This is a genomic window from Cupriavidus pauculus (assembly GCF_022179805.1).
Taxonomy (GTDB): domain Bacteria; phylum Pseudomonadota; class Gammaproteobacteria; order Burkholderiales; family Burkholderiaceae; genus Cupriavidus; species Cupriavidus pauculus_E.
Genome location: NZ_BPUO01000018.1, coordinates 82,767 through 101,294, shown reverse-complemented (window position 1 = coordinate 101,294; position 18,528 = coordinate 82,767). Strand labels below are relative to the sequence as shown.

11 protein-coding genes are annotated in these 18,528 nt (G+C 65.3%); all 11 read left to right on the top strand.

The features are described from left to right. Position 1 precedes the first annotated feature (1 nt). The gene (locus MFF62_RS26865) at positions 2 to 544 is read left to right on the top strand and encodes a F0F1 ATP synthase subunit delta (RefSeq protein ID WP_238266224.1); all 543 of its coding nucleotides are present in this window, start codon (positions 2 to 4) and stop codon (positions 542 to 544) included. A gap of 39 nt (positions 545 to 583) precedes the next feature. Next, a complete protein-coding gene (atpA, locus tag MFF62_RS26860; protein WP_238266223.1) occupies positions 584 to 2,125 on the top strand; it encodes a F0F1 ATP synthase subunit alpha in 1,542 nt (513 codons plus the stop codon). 71 nt (positions 2,126 to 2,196) lie between these two features. Then, the gene (atpG, locus tag MFF62_RS26855; RefSeq protein ID WP_238266217.1) at positions 2,197 to 3,072 is read left to right on the top strand and encodes a F0F1 ATP synthase subunit gamma; all 876 of its coding nucleotides are present in this window, start codon (positions 2,197 to 2,199) and stop codon (positions 3,070 to 3,072) included. 33 nt (positions 3,073 to 3,105) lie between these two features. Next, on the top strand, positions 3,106 to 4,509 hold the full coding sequence (atpD, locus tag MFF62_RS26850; RefSeq protein WP_238266209.1) for a F0F1 ATP synthase subunit beta: 1,404 nt from the start codon (positions 3,106 to 3,108) through the stop codon (positions 4,507 to 4,509). A gap of 129 nt (positions 4,510 to 4,638) precedes the next feature. Beyond that, a complete protein-coding gene (locus MFF62_RS26845; protein ID WP_238266204.1) occupies positions 4,639 to 5,055 on the top strand; it encodes a F0F1 ATP synthase subunit epsilon in 417 nt (138 codons plus the stop codon). Positions 5,056 to 5,873: 818 nt separating this feature from the next. Continuing rightward, positions 5,874 to 6,830, top strand: coding sequence for an alpha/beta hydrolase (locus MFF62_RS26840; RefSeq protein ID WP_238266202.1), 957 nt, complete (start codon positions 5,874 to 5,876; stop codon positions 6,828 to 6,830). Between the two features lie 99 nt (positions 6,831 to 6,929). Further along, positions 6,930 to 8,033, top strand: a complete 1,104-nt coding sequence (gene hemE, locus MFF62_RS26835; protein ID WP_238266201.1) for a uroporphyrinogen decarboxylase — start codon at positions 6,930 to 6,932, stop codon at positions 8,031 to 8,033. Between the two features lie 501 nt (positions 8,034 to 8,534). Further along, the gene (locus tag MFF62_RS26830) at positions 8,535 to 10,871 is read left to right on the top strand and encodes a primosomal protein N' (protein WP_238266194.1); all 2,337 of its coding nucleotides are present in this window, start codon (positions 8,535 to 8,537) and stop codon (positions 10,869 to 10,871) included. A gap of 225 nt (positions 10,872 to 11,096) precedes the next feature. After that, on the top strand, positions 11,097 to 15,059 hold the full coding sequence (gene putA, locus MFF62_RS26825; protein WP_238266188.1) for a trifunctional transcriptional regulator/proline dehydrogenase/L-glutamate gamma-semialdehyde dehydrogenase: 3,963 nt from the start codon (positions 11,097 to 11,099) through the stop codon (positions 15,057 to 15,059). Between the two features lie 156 nt (positions 15,060 to 15,215). Then, positions 15,216 to 16,367 (top strand): branched-chain amino acid ABC transporter substrate-binding protein, encoded by a 1,152-nt coding sequence (locus tag MFF62_RS26820; RefSeq protein WP_238266181.1) that lies wholly within the window; start codon positions 15,216 to 15,218, stop codon positions 16,365 to 16,367. A gap of 197 nt (positions 16,368 to 16,564) precedes the next feature. Next, positions 16,565 to 18,517 (top strand): hypothetical protein, encoded by a 1,953-nt coding sequence (locus MFF62_RS26815; RefSeq protein WP_238266180.1) that lies wholly within the window; start codon positions 16,565 to 16,567, stop codon positions 18,515 to 18,517. The last annotated feature ends 11 nt before the right edge of the window (positions 18,518 to 18,528 follow it).

Below are 18,528 nucleotides of genomic sequence, written 5' to 3'. Positions count from 1 at the left end.
CATGGCTGAAACCGCAACCATTGCCCGTCCCTACGCCGAGGCGCTGTTCCGCGTCGCGAGCGAAGCCGGTGCAGGCAACCTGGGTGCATGGTCCGAACTGGTGTCGGAGATGGGGCAGGTTGCCGCCAACCCCGACATGCAGGCGCTCGCCACCGATCCGAACGTTCCTGGCGCAAAGCTCCAGGAAGTGTTTCTGTCGGTGCTGAAGACTCCGGTGAACGACGAGGCTCGCCGCTTCGTGAACCTGCTGGTGGAAAACAACCGCCTGACGGTGCTGCCGGAAATCGCCGAACAGTTCCATGCGCTCAAGAACGCCCGCGAGGGGTCGTCCGACGTCGAGATCGTCAGCGCTTTCCCGCTCGATGACTCGCAGACGAACGAACTGGTCGCCGCACTCGAACGCAAGTTCGGCCGCAAGCTGTACGCAAAGGTGGCGGTGGACCCGTCGCTGATTGGCGGCGTGAGCGTCAAGGTCGGCGACGAAGTGCTCGACACCTCCGTGCGCGCGCGCCTGGCTGCCATGCAAGCCACGCTGACCGCCTGACCGCAACGGCCGACGGATTGAAGAATTAGGAGCATTGTGATGCAACTGAACCCCTCAGAAATCAGCGAGCTGATCAAGTCCCGCATCTCGGGTCTTGGCGCCGACGCTGAAGTGCGCAACACCGGCACGGTGATTTCCGTGACCGATGGTATCTGCCGCGTGCACGGCCTGTCCGGCGTGATGCAGGGCGAGATGCTGGAATTCCCGGGTAACACCTTTGGCCTGGCACTGAACCTCGAGCGTGACTCGGTGGGTGCCGTGGTGCTGGGTGATTACGAACACATTTCGGAAGGCGATACGGTCAAGTGCACCGGCCGCATTCTGGAAGTGCCGGTTGGTAAGGAACTGCTGGGCCGCGTGGTCAACACGCTGGGTCAGCCGATCGACGGCAAGGGCCCGATCAACGCCAAGGAAACGGACGTGATCGAGAAGGTGGCCCCGGGCGTGATCGCACGTCAGTCGGTGAGCCAGCCGGTGCAGACCGGCCTGAAGTCGATCGACGCGATGGTGCCGATCGGCCGTGGCCAGCGCGAGCTGATCATTGGCGACCGCCAGACCGGCAAGACCGCCGTGGCCGTCGACGCCATCATCAACCAGAAGGGCAAGGGCGTCTTCTGCGTGTACGTGGCAATCGGCCAGAAGGCTTCGACGATCTCGAACGTGGTGCGCAAGCTCGAAGAGCTGGGCGCCATGGAGTACACGATCGTCGTGGCTGCTTCGGCTTCGGACTCGGCCGCCATGCAGTACCTGGCTGCCTACGCCGGCTGCACGATGGGCGAATACTTCCGCGACCGCGGTGAAGACGCACTGATCGTCTATGACGATCTGACCAAGCAAGCCTGGGCCTACCGCCAGGTGTCGCTGCTGCTGCGCCGCCCGCCGGGCCGCGAAGCCTACCCCGGCGACGTGTTCTACCTGCACTCGCGCCTGCTGGAGCGTGCTGCCCGCGTGAACGAAGACTACGTGGCCAAGTTCACGAACGGCGCCGTCACCGGCAAGACCGGTTCGCTGACCGCGCTGCCCGTGATCGAAACGCAGGCCGGCGACGTGTCCGCGTTCGTGCCGACCAACGTGATCTCGATCACCGACGGCCAGATCTTCCTGGAAACCGACCTGTTCAACGCCGGTATCCGCCCCGCTATCAACGCCGGTATCTCGGTGTCGCGTGTGGGTGGTGCAGCGCAGACCAAGGTGGTGAAGAAGCTGTCCGGCGGTATCCGTACCGACCTGGCCCAGTACCGTGAACTGGCTGCGTTCGCGCAGTTTGCCTCGGACCTGGACGATGCCACCCGCAAGCAACTGGAGCGCGGCCGCCGCGTGACGGAACTGCTGAAGCAGCCGCAGTACCAGCCGCTGCAGGTATGGCAACTGGCCGCGTCGCTGTACGCCGCGAACAATGGCTTCCTCGACAACGTCGACGTGAAGGACATCCTGCCGTTCGAGAAGGGCCTGCACGACCACCTGAAGACCAAGTTCGCCGACCTCGTCAACCGCATCGAAGATACCAAGGATCTGTCGAAGGACGACGAAGCCGCCCTGCGTGCAGCGATCGAGGATTTCAGGAAGTCCGCCGCGTTCTAACCGCGTGATTCCACGCGCTGCGCCGCAGCTGCCGCAAGGTACGCGGCGTGGCTCGAATGGAGAGGAAAGATATGGCCGGAACGAAAGAGATTCGAACCAAGATCAAGAGCGTGCAGAACACGCGCAAGATCACCAAGGCGATGGAAATGGTCGCCGCATCCAAAATGCGCAAGGCGCAGGAACGGATGCGCAACGCCCGCCCGTACGCTGAGAAAGTGCGCAATATCGCCGCGCACCTGGCCACCGCCAACCCCGAGTTCAAGCACCCGTTCATGGTGGCGCGCGATGTGAAGCGCGTTGGCATGATCGTCGTGACGACGGACAAGGGCCTGTGCGGCGGCATGAACACGAACGTGTTGCGTGCGGTGACCAATGAACTGAAGACCCTGCAGGGCCGCAGCGTGGACGTGCAAGCGACCGCCATCGGTACCAAGGGCATGCAGTTCCTGGGTCGCATTGGCGCCAAGGTGGTCTCGAACGTGGTGCAGCTCGGTGACACCCCGCATCTGGAAAAGCTGATCGGCGCGATCAAGGTCCAGCTCGACGCATATACCAACGGCGAAGTCGACGCGGTGTACTTGGCTTATACCAAGTTCATCAACACGATGAAGCAGGAGCCGATGTTCGAGCAACTGTTGCCGCTGGCGGCTGACAAGCTGAGCCAGACCGAAGATGAAAAGCGCGCCTACTCGTGGGATTACATCTACGAGCCCGACGCCCAGACGGTTGTGGAAGAGCTGCTCGTCCGCTACGTCGAAGCGCTGGTGTACCAGGCCGTGGCCGAGAACATGGCGTCGGAGCAATCCGCGCGCATGGTGGCCATGAAGGCGGCTTCCGACAATGCCAAGAACGTGATTGGCGAACTGCAGCTGGTCTACAACAAGACCCGCCAGGCAGCCATCACGAAGGAACTGTCGGAAATCGTCAGCGGCGCAGCTGCGGTCTAAGGCGTCAAGAATTCAAGCTATCGGAGATACGAAATGAGTATCGGAAATATTGTGCAGTGCATTGGCGCCGTGGTGGACATCGAGTTCCCGCGCGACGCTATGCCTAAGGTGTACGACGCACTCGTGCTCGAAGAGGGCAACGACAAGTCGTTCGCCGAGAAGGGTCTGACCTTCGAAGTGCAGCAACAGCTCGGCGACGGCGTGGTGCGTACCATTGCCCTGGGCTCGTCGGACGGCCTGCGCCGTGGCATGTCGGTGAAGAGCACCGGCGCCCCCATCTCCGTGCCGGTTGGCCACGGTACGCTGGGCCGCATCATGGACGTGCTGGGTCGCCCGATCGACGAAGCCGGCCCGATCGCCGCTGACGAACGTCGCGCGATTCACCAGAAGGCACCGAAGTTCGACGAACTGTCGCCGTCGGTTGACCTGCTGGAAACCGGCATCAAGGTGATCGACCTGGTCTGCCCGTTCGCCAAGGGCGGTAAGGTTGGCCTGTTCGGTGGCGCCGGTGTGGGCAAGACCGTGAACATGATGGAGCTCATCAACAACATCGCCAAGCAGCACAGCGGTTTGTCGGTGTTCGCCGGCGTGGGCGAGCGTACCCGTGAAGGGAACGACTTCTACCACGAAATGAAGGACTCGAACGTGCTCGACAAGGTGGCCATGGTGTTCGGCCAGATGAACGAGCCGCCGGGCAACCGTCTGCGCGTGGCGCTGACCGGCCTGACCATGGCCGAGCGCTTCCGCGACGAAGGCCGTGACATCCTGTTCTTCGTCGACAACATCTACCGCTACACGCTGGCCGGTACCGAAGTGTCGGCACTGCTGGGCCGTATGCCTTCCGCCGTGGGCTATCAGCCGACGCTGGCTGAAGAAATGGGCAAGCTGCAGGAACGTATTACGTCGACCAAGACTGGCTCGATCACGTCGATCCAGGCCGTGTACGTGCCTGCGGATGACTTGACCGACCCGTCGCCGGCAACGACCTTCCTGCACCTGGACTCGACCGTCGTGCTGTCGCGTGACATCGCCGCGCTGGGTATCTACCCCGCCGTCGATCCGCTCGATTCGACCTCGCGCCAGCTGGACCCGCAAGTGGTGGGTACGGAGCACTACGAAGTGGCCCGCCGCGTGCAACAGACGCTGCAGCGCTACAAGGAACTGCGCGACATCATCGCGATTCTGGGCATGGACGAACTGTCGCCGGAAGACAAGCTCGCCGTTTCGCGCGCTCGTAAGATCCAGCGTTTCCTGTCGCAGCCGTTCCACGTGGCCGAAGTGTTCACGGGTTCGCCGGGCAAGTACGTGCCGCTGAAGGAAACCATCCGTGGTTTCAAGATGCTGGTGGACGGCGAATGCGATCACCTGCCGGAACAGGCGTTCTACATGGTGGGTTCGATCGACGAAGCCTTCGAGAAGGCCAAGAAGCTTCAGTAAGCGGCGTCTTCCGCCTTCGTGCGCGGCATTGCGGTCCGGCCCCAGGCCGGGTGCCGCATGCGGCGCGAAGGCGAGGACCATGCTTCCTGATTTTCGGGAAGCAAACGCTTTCTGGAGAAAGGATCTTATATGGCAACCATTCTTGTAGACGTCGTCAGCGCGGAATCGTCGATCTTCTCCGGTCAGGCGAAGTTCGTGGCGCTGCCGGGCGAGACGGGTGAGCTGGGTATCCTGCCGGGCCACACGCCGCTGATCACCCGCATCCAGCCGGGCGCGGTGCGTATCGAGAAGGAAGACGGTAGCGAGGAGTTTGTCTTCGTTGCCGGCGGCATTCTCGAAGTCCAGCCGCAGCACGTGACCGTTCTGGCCGATACCGCGATTCGCGGCACCGACCTGGACGAGGCCAAGGCTCAAGAAGCCAAGCGTGCGGCCGAGGAACTGATGCAGAACCAGAGCAGCGACCTGGATCTGGCTCGCGCCCAAAGCGAGCTGGCCGTGGCCGCCGCGCAACTGGCTGCAATCGCCCGCCTGCGTCGTAAGAAGTAAGCATTACCTGGAGCAGCCGCGCTGTTGTTTTTTTGGAGCGCGGCAAATGAAAAAGGCAGCCAACTGGCTGCCTTTTTTTCTACCGGACGCTATATTTCTCTGCCTGGACCACAAAAAAAAGCGCGCGGGCCGGGGAGGCTCCGCGCGGACGGGAAAATCCCTTCGAGGGGTCAATTCGAAGGAACGGGTTCGGTCCAGGATGTCACTTACATGCGCAGCGGAACGTTTTCGTCCGCATCATCGGCGAGTCTTCAATCTTCGAAACTCAAGCCGCGCGCTGCCGGGTCTTCCTGGTGTCCGGATCAGTCGACTTCGTTCGGCTGGTCCGGATAAATCGGGTTACTGCTCAGGCTTTCTTCTACACCCCTTATTATTCAAGGCTTTAGCGGCGGGGGTGCCTCACACCAAGCGCTGGTCTGTCAATGCATTGTGGGGGAAAGGTCTTGGCATGGCAGTAACAAAATGTATCGATTTGAAAGAAGATGAAAGCCCGGCAGCTAAGAATTCGGCGTTTTAGACACTTTTATTCGTTTTTGAAAGCGTTTTCACAGCAGCGAATCGCAGTTTGCCTAGCCGGGAATGTAAAGACATTGGCGCCGTAGCGTACTGAATGCATTACGTTTTTTCCGCCAACGCTTAAGACTTTCCCCACCTTCGTGGGATATAGAAATCGGGTCCCGCAAAATTGTGTTCGCTAGCGCATTCAGCGTTACGATTGGAAACGGTTCGGGCGGCACATTTTTGATGACGACGCCCCTCCCGAGCCCGGCGTTGTAACCGCTACACTGGCGGACGTTCGAATCGACGCACAGTCCGCCATGGCCATCGACCCCCAACTCCAAGCTTATTACCGCCAGATGGCGGACCTCTATGCCGGCCAACCTGTCGCGCAGAGTGCCGTCGATCGCCGTTCGCGGTTTGAGGACGTAGCGGCTCGGTCACAATTGCCCGATCCCGATGGCATGACGATTTCGGACATCGAGATCCCGGTGGATGGCGCGACGATTGCGGCGCGGCTGTTCCGCCCGGCCGATGTCGACGAACCAAGGTTGATCGTCTACTTCCACGGTGGCGGCTGGGTGGTGGGTTCGCCGACCACGCATCACACCGTGGCGGCACTGCTCGCGGCGGATACCGGCTGCGCAGTCGCCAGTGTCGACTATCGCCTGGCCCCCGAACAACCGTTCCCGACGCCTTGCAACGATGCTATCGCGGCAGTGCAGTGGCTTGCAGATGCCCGCGTACGGCTGGGGCTGGCAGCGAACTTCCTGGCCGTGGCCGGAGACAGTGCGGGCGGCCATCTCGCCGCCGTCGCGGCGCGTGAACTCAACGATGCAGCGGGCCGGCACGTAGTCAACGCCCAATTGCTGATCTACCCGGTGGCGGCGCCGGTGCTGACCACCGAGAGCTATCGCGCCTTTGCCGATGGTCCCGGGCTGACGCGCGATGAAATGGCGTGGTTCTGGACCCAGTACATTGGCGCCGAAGGCCTGGCGCAAGGCGCGGCGCACGTGGATCCGCGCATTCACCTGATGGCCACGCCCCCGGCGCAATTGCCTCCGAGCAGCGTGGTGATGGTGGCGGCGAACGATGTGCTGCGCGACGACGGGCTGGCCTACGCCGACTTCCTGGTGCGCCATGATGCTCCTGTGATCACGATCGAAGCCAGCGGCATGACGCACGGCTTTGCCCGGCTGCAGCCCGAGGCCCCGCGCGCCCGCGAATGGATGCGTCGCGCGGCGCAGGCGTTCGTGGCCAGTTTCGACGACATCTGACACGGCGCGCCAAGCCCACGGGTATATGACTTCCATCACCGGCGCGTGCGGCTGCGCATCGCGGCGTTCCCGTAGAATGGCGGTCTCACGAGGATGACCATGACCGTACTGCAGAACGACACCTTCCTGCGCGCGCTGCGCCGGCAACCCACCGAACACACGCCGCTGTGGCTGATGCGCCAGGCGGGCCGTTACCTGCCCGAGTACAACGCCACGCGCGCTCGCGCCGGCAGCTTCCTGGGCCTGGCAAAGAATCCGGCGTACGCCACGGAAGTGACGCTGCAGCCGCTGGACCGGTATCCGCTCGATGCGGCCATCCTGTTCTCCGACATCCTGACCGTGCCCGACGCGATGGGCCTTGGCCTGTCGTTCGCCCAGGGCGAAGGTCCGCGTTTTGCTCACCCGCTGCGTACGGAAGCCGATGTGGCAAAGTTGGCCGTGCCGGACATGGCGTCGCTGCAATACGTGTTCGACGCGGTGAGCGAGATCCGCCGCGCGCTGGTACAGGACGGCGCCCAGCGTGTTCCGCTGATCGGCTTCTCGGGCAGCCCGTGGACGCTGGCCTGCTACATGGTTGAAGGCGGTGGTTCGGACGACTTCCGCACCGTGAAGGCCATGATGTACGGTCGCCCGGACCTGATGCATCGCATCCTGGAGATCAACGCGCAGGCGGTCTCCGCGTACCTGAACGCCCAGATCGAAGCCGGCGCCCAGGCCGTGATGGTGTTCGACACCTGGGGCGGCGCGCTGGCCGACGGCATGTACCAGACGTTCTCGCTGGCCTACATGCGCCGCGTGCTGCAGGGCCTGAAGCGCGAGCACAACGGTCAGCAGATTCCGGTCATCGTGTTCACCAAGGGCGGCGGTATCTGGCTGGAACAGATTGCCGCCATCGAGCCGGACGCCATCGGTCTGGACTGGACCGTCAACCTGACCCAGGCGCGCCGCCGCACGGAAGGCAAGGTCGCGCTCCAGGGCAATATCGACCCGACGGTGTTGTTTGCACCCGAAGCGGCGATTCGCGCACAGGTGCGTCAGGTGTTGGATAGTTATGCAGCAGGCGGCGGTGCCGACGGCCACGTGTTCAACCTGGGCCATGGCATTTCGCAGTTCACGCCGCCCGAAGCCGTGTCGGTTCTGGTCGACGAAGTGCACACCTATAGCCGCAAGCTGCGCAGCGCCCCGGTTGCACCCGCGGCCTGATATTCAGGATTCCCCCGCGCCGCAACGATGTGATGGGTATTCGGCGTCCAGTGTCGCAGGAGGCGCTACGCGCTTCCTGTCAAGTAAACTATTTCGCGACATTTCGCCAAAAAGGTGCTGGGGAGTTGCTGTCAAGGCTTGACTTATGCACACCGATAGGTTTGCGGCACTGCACGAGCGGGTTACTCCCTAACTCAGTTGGGGGGTGTTTGCAAGTCCTTGATTCATAAGGCTTTGAATGTTCTTCAAATGCAGGTGCAAGGGCGATGAAAGCCTTGTGTCAAGCGCCTTGGCGGGTCGTTGACGCGACTTTTCAACAAAGTTATCCACAGGTCCGGCGACAGGTTGGCAAAACCATCCGTGGATCATCGACTTAGGGTCACATTTGAAGTTTTACTTTAAGTTGATGTTGCGCCGCACACAGACTTCTCTCTCCATTGCTGGCCGATCGCGCATGCACAATGCCGGCGCATTCCAGTTGCACCATGCAAGGGGCGGTGCATGACTTCCGGCACACCCGGCCAGGTCGATACGACGAACTCCACTGAAGCTGTGGCGCCGAGCCGACACGCGGCCGATCCCGCCGGCCCCGTCGCCCCCCTTGGCCGCATCGTCCGCGTGGCACTGGATACCCCGGCCGACGATTGCTTCGATTACCTGGCCGATGATGGCGTGGCGCCCGGCGAGCTCGTGGTGGTGCCATTCGGCAAGCGGCAGGTAGTGGGGGTGGCGGTTGCACGCACCGACGAATCCGACGTCCCCGCAGACCGTCTTCGACCCATCGTCCAGCGCATCGGCTGGATGCCGCCATTGCGTGCCGAATGGATCGCCTTGGCCCGGTTCTCCGCACGGTATTACCACCGCCGGCTTGGCGAGGTCATGCTGCCGGCGCTGCCGCCGTCGCTGCGCGAGGCGGAAACCTGGGAGCGGCTGGGCCAGCGGGCCCGGACCACGCAGTACCGGGTACGCGACGGGCAGGGCGCGGCGTTGCGCGATGCGGTGCCGCCTCGCGCCCGTACCGTGAAGGCGCTGGCCGACCTGCTGGTCGATACGCAGGACTGGGTACGCCTGGCCGACGCCCGCGAGCTCTGCACCGCCGCCCCGCAACGGCTGGAGGAATGGACCGCCGCTGGCTGGCTCGATTGTGACCATGCCGACCGGCCTGTGCTTGCCACGGATACCACCCAGGCGCCATCGGTTGCCCCCACGCTGCACGCCGAGCAACGCGAAGCCGTCGACGCCATCGCGGCCAGCACCGGCTACGCGGCCTTTCTGCTGCACGGCGTGACCGGCAGCGGCAAGACCGAGGTCTATCTGCACGCCATTGCCGAGCGGCTGGCGGCCGACCCGGCGGCACAGGTGCTGATGCTGGTGCCGGAAATCAATCTCACGCCGCAGTTGCAGTCACGGATTGCCGAGCGCTTTCCGCACCTGCCGCTGGCCGTGCTCCACAGCGGGCTGGCCGATCAGGAGCGCAGCCTGCAATGGCTGGCCGCCCACCGTGGCGAGGCGCGCATCGTGCTGGGGACCCGCATGGCGGTGATGGCGTCGATGCCGTACCTGAGTCTGATCGTGGTCGACGAAGAGCACGATACGTCATACAAGCAGCAGGAAGGGCTGCGCTATTCCGCCCGCGATCTGTCCGTGTGGCGCGCGAACCAGCTCGGCATTCCCGTGGTGCTCGGCTCTGCCACACCGTCGATGGAAACCTGGTACCGGGCCGAGCAGGGCGCCTACCGCAAGCTGGTGCTGCGCGAGCGCGCGCAGGCCGATGCGGCGCTGCCGACGGTGCGGCTGATCGATCTGAACCACGAACGCCAGCGGCAGCGCGCGCTGTTCGAGGGGCTGTCGGTGCCGCTGCTCGATGCCATCCAGCAACGGCTCGATCGCGGCCAGCAGAGCCTGCTGTTCCTGAACCGGCGCGGCTATGCGCCCGTGCTGGCTTGCGACAGTTGCGGCTGGCTGACCGGTTGTCCGCGCTGCTCCGCGTACCTAGTGCTGCATCGGCCGGAACGGCGCCTGCGCTGCCACCACTGCGGGCTCGAATCGCCCGTGCCGCATCACTGCCCGGACTGCGGCAACGTCGATATCGCGCCGCTGGGCCGGGGCACACAGCGGATCGAGGAAGCGTTATCCACACGTTTTCCACAGGCACGGGTGGCGCGCATCGATGCCGACTCCACGCGCCGCAAGGGCAGTGCCAAGCAGATGTTCGACGAGGTGCACGCCGGCGAGGTGGACATCCTCGTGGGAACGCAGATGGTGGCCAAGGGGCACGACTTCCAGCGCGTGACGCTGGTCGGCATCGTCCATCCGGACGCCGCGATGTTCAGCCACGATTTCCGGGCTGCGGAACACCTGTTCGCGTCGCTGATGCAGGTGTCGGGCCGGGCAGGCCGGGCAGGGCTGGGCGGCGAGGTGATGATCCAGACCCGCTACCCCGACGCGCCCGCTTTGCAGGCTTTGGCGCGCCATGACTATGATGGATTCGCGGCCAGCCAGTTGCGCGAGCGCCGGCAGGCCGGGTTGCCCCCGTACGCCTACCAGGTACTGATCACCGCCGAGCATGGCCAGCTCGAACGCGCGCTGGCGTTCCTGCAGTCCGCGCGGGAGCAGGCCGATGCCTGCGCGATGGCGCCCGAGGTGCAACTGCACGACCCGGTGCCGATGTCGATGGTCCGGCTGTTCAACAAGGAGCGCGCCCAGATGCTGGTGGAAGCCGGGTCACGTCCCGTACTGCAGCGCTTTGTCAGTGAGTGGGTGCCGACTTTCGAAGAAGTTGGCACACGGGTGAAAGGGGTGCGCTGGCAGCTCGAAATCGATCCGCTGCGGATCTGAGCGCCATCCGCCACACAGGAAAAATGTTGCGTCAGTGCAACCCGACAACCCTCAGCGCAACCAAGGGGTTGTACTAGGTTGCACCTAGTAAATCTCCGAGAGTAAGATCGCGCCAATCCGGTAGTCTGGCCCGTATGTGCGTCCATTGGTGCGTTCATATGAGTACGTGCGTTTCGAGCCTGGCTGCCCACCGTCTTACTCAAGATCCGCTGGAGAACTTTCCGCATGGCCACCACCACCCTCGGCGTCAAACTCGACGATGCTTCGCGCGAACGCCTCAAACGTGTTGCCCAATCGATCGACCGCACGCCGCACTGGCTGATCAAGCAGGCCATCTTCACGTACCTGGAGCAGGTCGAGCGTGGCCATCTGCCGCACGAGGCCGGCGCGGCGCTGCCGGGCGATGCCGATGGCGCCGATGCGGGCGACGCCGCGCACGCCGATGTCATGCCCCAGCCGTTCCTGGAGTTCGCCCAAAGCATCCAGCCGCAGTCGGTGCTGCGCGCGGCCATCACGTCGGCCTACCGCCGGCCCGAGACCGAATGCGTGCCGGTGCTGCTGGAGCAGGCCCGCCTGCCGCAGGCCCAGGCCGATGCCGCGATCAAGATGGCCAAGGCGCTGGCGCAGAAGCTGCGCGAGCAGAAGGTGGGTACCGGCCGCGAAGGGCTGGTGCAGGGGCTGATCCAGGAATTCTCGCTGTCGTCGCAGGAAGGCGTGGCGCTGATGTGCCTGGCCGAAGCGCTGCTGCGCATTCCCGATAAGGCCACGCGCGATGCGCTGATCCGCGACAAGATCAGCGGCGCCAACTGGCAGTCGCACCTGGGCCAGAGCCCGTCGCTGTTCGTCAACGCCGCCACGTGGGGCCTGCTGCTGACCGGCCGTCTGGTGGCCACCCATACCGAAGCCGGGCTGTCGAAGGCGCTGACGCGCATCATCGGCAAGGGCGGCGAACCGCTGATCCGCAAGGGCGTGGACATGGCCATGCGCCTGATGGGCGAGCAGTTCGTGACCGGCGAGACCATTTCCGAGGCACTGGCCAACGCGCGCAAGTACGAAGCCGAAGGCTTCCGCTATTCGTACGACATGCTTGGCGAAGCGGCCATGACCGAGGCCGATGCCCAGCGCTACCTGGCGTCGTACGAGCAGGCGATCCACGCGATTGGCCAGGCGTCGCGCGGCCGCGGTATCTATGAAGGCCCCGGCATCTCGATCAAGCTGTCGGCGCTGCACCCGCGCTACAGCCGCGCCCAGCACGAGCGCGTGATTTCCGAGCTGTACGGGCGCCTGAAGTCGCTGACGATGCTGGCGCGCCAGTACGACATCGGCATCAATATCGACGCCGAGGAAGCCGACCGCCTGGAAATCTCGCTCGATCTGCTGGAGCGTCTGTGCTTCGAACCCGAGCTGGCCGGCTGGAACGGAATCGGCTTCGTGGTGCAGGGCTACCAGAAGCGCTGCCCGTTCGTGATCGACTACCTGATCGACCTGGCCCGCCGCAGCCGCCATCGCCTGATGATCCGCCTGGTCAAGGGCGCCTACTGGGACAGCGAGATCAAGCGCGCCCAGGTTGACGGTCTGGAAGGCTACCCGGTCTACACGCGCAAGGTGTACACCGACGTGTCGTACGTGGCGTGCGCGCGCAAGCTGCTGTCGGTGCCCGATGCGATCTATCCGCAGTTCGCCACGCACAACGCCCACACGCTGTCGGCCATCTACCAGATCGCCGGCCAGAACTACTATCCCGGCCAGTATGAGTTCCAGTGCCTGCACGGCATGGGCGAACCGCTGTACGACCAGATCGTGGGCACCAAGGCCGATGGCAAGTTCGGCCGCCCGTGCCGCATCTATGCCCCGGTGGGTACGCACGAGACCCTGCTGGCTTACCTGGTGCGCCGCCTGCTGGAAAACGGCGCCAACACGTCGTTCGTGAACCGCATCGCCGACGATTCGATTCCGCTCGACGAACTGGTGGCCGACCCGGTGGCCGTGGTCGAGCAGATGCACAAGAGCGAAGGCACGCTGGGGTTTTCGCATCCGCGCATTCCGCAGCCGCGCACGCTGTACGGCAAGTCGCGCGCCAATTCGGCGGGCATCGACCTGTCGAACGAACACCGCCTGGCGTCGCTGTCGTCGGCGCTGCTGGCCGGCACGAGCGACGTGCCGCGCGCGCTTCCGCTGCTGGGCGCCGATGTGCCGCGTGACGATGCGAAATCGGAACCGGTGCTGAACCCGGCCGACCACCGCGACGTGGTGGGCCAGGTCAGCGAAGCCACGCCCGCCGAAATCGAAGCGGCACTGACGGCCGCCGTGAACGTGGCGCCGATCTGGCAGGCCACGCCGCCCGAGGTGCGCGCCGCCGCGCTGGAGCGTGCCGCCGACCTGATGGAAGCCCAGATGCAGTCGCTCATGGGCGTCATCATGCGCGAGGCCGGCAAGACGTTCTCGAATGCGATTGCCGAAGTGCGCGAGGCCGTGGACTTCCTGCGCTACTACGCGGTGCAGGTGCGCGAGACGTTCTCGAACGACACGCACCGTCCGCTGGGCCCGGTGGTCTGCATCAGCCCGTGGAACTTCCCGCTGGCGATCTTCACCGGCCAGGTGGCCGCCGCGCTGGCCGCCGGCAATCCGGTACTGGCCAAGCCGGCCGAACAGACGCCGCTGATCGCCGCCGCCGCCGTGCGCCTGCTGCGCGAAGCCGGCGTGCCCGATGGCGCCGTGCAACTGCTGCCGGGCCGGGGCGAAACCGTGGGCGCCGCGCTGGTGGGTGATGCCCGCGTCAAGGGCGTGATGTTCACCGGATCGACCGAAGTGGCACGCCTGCTGCAGCGTAACGTGGCGGGTCGCCTCGATGCCGCGGGCCGTCCGATCCCGCTGATCGCCGAGACCGGCGGGCAGAACGCGATGATCGTCGACTCGTCGGCCCTGGCCGAACAGGTGGTGGGCGATGTCGTGAGTTCGGCGTTCGACTCGGCGGGCCAGCGCTGCTCGGCACTGCGCGTGCTGTGCCTGCAGGAAGACGTGGCCGACCGCATCCTGGAAATGCTCAAGGGCGCCATGGGCGAACTGACGCTGGGCAACCCGGATCGCCTGTCCACCGACGTCGGCCCGGTCATCGACGACGAAGCGCGCGGCAATATCGTGCGCCATATCGACGCCATGCGCGGCAAGGGCCGCCGCGTGTATCAGGCCGATCCGAACGTCACGCAGACGGCTGCCTGCCGCAACGGCACGTTCGTGCCGCCGACGCTGATCGAACTTGATTCGATCGAGGAGCTGCAGCGCGAAGTGTTCGGGCCGGTGTTGCACGTGGTGCGCTACCCGCGCGCCGCGCTGGACACGATGATCGACCAGATCAACCACACCGGCTACGGCCTGACGCTGGGCATCCACACCCGCATCGACGAAACGATCGCGCATATCGTAGACCGCGCCCATGTGGGCAACCTGTATGTGAACCGCAATATCGTGGGGGCCGTGGTGGGCGTGCAGCCGTTTGGCGGCGAAGGCCTGTCCGGCACCGGTCCCAAGGCCGGCGGCCCGCTGTACCTGCACCGCCTGTTGTCGGTCTGCCCGCAAGATGCCGTGGCGCAAGCCGTGCGTGCGTCGGATGTGGGCGGCACCGCGCCGGCCGTGCCGGTGAGCGCAGAACTGGGTGCGCTCAAGGACTGGGCCAAGGGCGCGCTGCCCGAGGTGGCCGCAGCCTGCGACCGCTTTGCCGCAGCGTCGGCGTCGGGCATGTCGGTGACGCTGCCCGGTCCCACCGGCGAGCGCAATACGTACTCGCTGCTGCCGCGCGACCGCGTGCTGTGCCTGGCGCAGGCCGAGTCCGACCTGGCGCTGCAACTGGCCGCCGTGCTGGCGGTGGGTGCGGAAGCGTTGTGGCCTGACACACCGGTGGCAAAGACCCTGTTGGCACGGCTGCCGGCCGCAGTACAATCGCGCGTCCGCGTGGTTTCCGACTGGCTGGGCACGGACCTGGCGTTCGATGCCGTCCTGCACCACGGCGATTCCGACCAGCTTCGCACCGTGTGCGAACAGGTGGCCACGCGCCCCGGTCCGATCGTCGGCGTGCAGGGCCTGGCGCAAGGTGAACCGAATATCGCGCTGGAGCGTTTGTTAATCGAGCGTTCGCTGTCCGTCAACACGGCGGCGGCGGGCGGCAATGCAAGTCTGATGACGATCGGCTGAGGCACGGCCCCGGCGGATTGTCAGGAAGTGTGTGGCGGGGGACGGCGATCCCGACCCTGCCGCGCGACCCAGGAACGGAACGGTGCTGCCAACGCCGATCCGCAAATATGCCGACACCGGCACCATATGGCACCCTATGGGACCCAAGGAGAACTGATGAGCTCGACATTCCGCAAGACGGCCATGACCGTTGCCATGGCCGTTGCAGGCCTGACCGCCGCCTCGGCCGCTTTCGCCCAGGCACAGGAAATCAAGCTGGGCTACGCTGGCCCGCTGACCGGTGGCCAGGCGCAGTACGGCAAGGACATGCAGAACGGCATCGTCCTGGCGATCGATGACATGAACGCCACCAAGCCGAAGATCGGTGGCAAGGAAGTCAAGTTCGTCCTGATCTCCGAAGACGACCAGGCCGATCCGAAGACCGGTTCGGTGGTGGCGCAGAAGCTGGTGGACGCCGGCATCCAGGGCATGCTCGGCCACTTCAATTCGGGTACCAGCATTCCCGCGTCGATGGTCTACAACCGTGCCGGCATTCCGCAGATCGCCATGGCCACGGCGCCCGAGTACACCCGCCAGGGCTTCAAGACCACGTTCCGCATGATGACGTCCGACACCCAGCAGGGTTCGGTGATCGGCGCCTTCGTGGTGAAGAAGCTCGGTGCCAAGAACATCGCCATCGTCGACGACCGCACCGCCTACGGCCAGGGCCTGGCCGACGAGTTCGAGAAGGCCGCCAAGGCCGCCGGCGGCAAGATCGTGCGCCGCGAGTTCACGAACGACAAGGCCGTGGACTTCAAGGCCGTGCTGACCAACATCAAGCGCAGCAACCCGGACGTGATCTTCTACGGCGGCGCCGAGACGCAATCGGCTCCGATGGCCAAGCAGGTCAAGGAACTGGGCATGAAATCGCCGATCGTGTCGGGCGAAATGTCCAAGACCGACAACTTCCTGAAGCTGGCCGGCAACGCCGCCGACGGCACCGTGGTATCGCTGGCCGGCCTGCCGCTGGAACAGATGCCGGGCGGCGCCGCCTACGAGAAGAAGTACGAGAAGCGCTTCGGCTCGAAGGTGCAGACGTATTCTCCGTACGCCTATGACGGCGCCACCGCGATGATGACCGCCATGGTCAAGGCCGGCTCGGCCGACCCCGCACGCTACCTGCCGGTGCTGGCAGCCACGAACATGCAGGGCGTGACCACCAAGACGCTGTCGTACGACGCACGCGGCGACCTGAAGGACGGCGGCATCACCGTCTACAAGGTTGAAGGCGGCAAGTGGACCGTGCTGGAGACGGTGGGCGGCAAGTAATCCACCGCCACGCGCGCCGGACGGCTTTCCTACGGCCGGCCCGCGAGCAGAACTGACGCCACCCGGGCATTGGTCCGGGTGGCGTTTTTTATTGTGTGCAATCGTAAGCAGGCGCACTTTTACCGCTGTTCTCTCCGAAGCACGCCACGCCATTGGCGCATAATTCCGCTTTTGCTGAATTCAGGAAGGAGCGGGCCGTGCAGGATGTCCGTTACGAGCACGCTATCGCGCTGGCCAATGCCGGGCGCCACGACGAGGCGCTGCAGGTTGCCGACCAGCTATGGGCGGCACACCCCGAGGTAGTTGACTACGCCGCTTTGCGCGCACAGATCCAGTCCGACCGTGGCGACGTGGCCGCGGCGCTGGCCGCGCTGGACGAAGCGATGGCGCGCCTGCCCGAGCTGGCGCTGGCGCCGATGCATCGCTGGGCCTCGCGCGGAGCGCTGGTCCATATGTATGGCACGTTGCTGATGCGCGAAGGCCGCGACGCCGAGGCGCAGCCGTGGCTGCACGAGGCCGCGCGCCGCAACGGTCTGGCCACGGGCGAGTGGGCCGCGCATTTCTACGCCGGCTTTGTCGCGTTCCGGCTCAACGACTTTGCGCTGGCCGGCCGCTACTGGCACGACCTGTTGTACCGGTCGCCCGACCTGGGCGCCGGCGACATCCTGCCGCTGGTGCAGGACTATGTGGCACGCAGCGATGCCGCCGGGCAGCTGGGCGAACCGCTGCTGCGCATCTGCCTGGGCCGTATTGCGCTTGATTCCCCCGAGTTGCTGGACCTGACGCCCGCCGAAGGCGACGCACTGGCGGCCGCCCAGGCCGAGCGGGTGCTGGGCGAACAGCCTGATCACCCCGAGGCACGGCGCCTGCGCGCGCCGCTGCGGTTGGGCGTGGACCCGGCGGCGGCGCTGGACGATCTGGAAACCTATCTGCGCCAGCGGCCCGATCCGCTAGCACAGGTGCGCGCGCTGACGTGGCGCCATCAGGCCCATGTGGCGGCTGCCGGCAACGCGCCGGCACAGCCGGCCTGGACCGGTTTCGCGGTGACTGCCGACGCCGACGATGGCGCGCTGTACTTCCATGCCGCCGGCGCGCTGGGCAGCTTCCTGGACGAAGTGCCAGCCTCGCAGGCCGCGCTCAAGCCTATGCTCGAAGCCATGTGCCGCAAGGGGTTGTCCTGTTTCGAGACCTATTTCGAAACCGGCGAGGGCGACGCGCAGGGCCACGGCGGCAACGCCGATCCGCATCTCTATTCGCTGCTGTGCCGCCTGATGGCGCGCACGCTGCCGGCGGATGCCGCGCACCTCGACGAAAAGGTGGCGCTGCATCGCAAGGGCATGGCGGCCAGCGACTTCATCGACCACTGGATCGACCTGCTCGACGCCTACGCGTCGGCGGGCCAGCACCAGCAGGTGGTGGACTTGGCCGGCGAGGTGCTGAACCGCCATCCGGTGGAGCGCAATCCGGCTGGCGTGAGCTGGGCCTTCAGCCGTCTGGTGGCGGCCTGGGCTGCGATTGGCGGACGCGATGCGGCCGAATCGGCCAGCGCCGCGCTGGCACACATGGACGCCAGGCTCGACGCGCTGCCCGTAGAGGCCCGTACCGAAGGCGCGCACGCCATGGCCCATGCCCGCGCGCACTACGGCGCACTGCTGCAGTCGGGCATGGCGTCGATGGACGAGCACGACAAGGCCGATGCGGTGGCCGAACTGGAAGCCCTGCAGCGCCGCTCGCTGCTGATCGAGGACGCCTGGGTCAGCGGCCGCTTTGGCCAGATCTGGCGCGACCTTGGCGACCACGAGCGCGCCTTGCCGCTGATCGAGCAGGCCGTGGACCTGGCCGAGGGCGATGCACGCAGCCAGGCGCCGGCGCGCGTGCAGCGTGCCAAGCTGCTGGTGGACCTAGAGCGCCATCCCGAGGCACTGACCGATTTCCAGATGGCCTTTGCCGCACGAGACGACTGGGACGCACCGACCTGGCTGGCCGCTGTGCAGGCGGCGCTGGGGATGGGCCAGCGGGAGACGGCGCTGTCGTGGTTCGAGCGCGCCCGCGGCCTCGAAGCCGAAAAGGGCAGCACGCGTGGCTTGTACGCCAAGGTGGAAACCGCACTGAAGGCAACGCGGCCGCGCTGGAAAGTCTGGGGCGTCTGACCGCGGCGTGG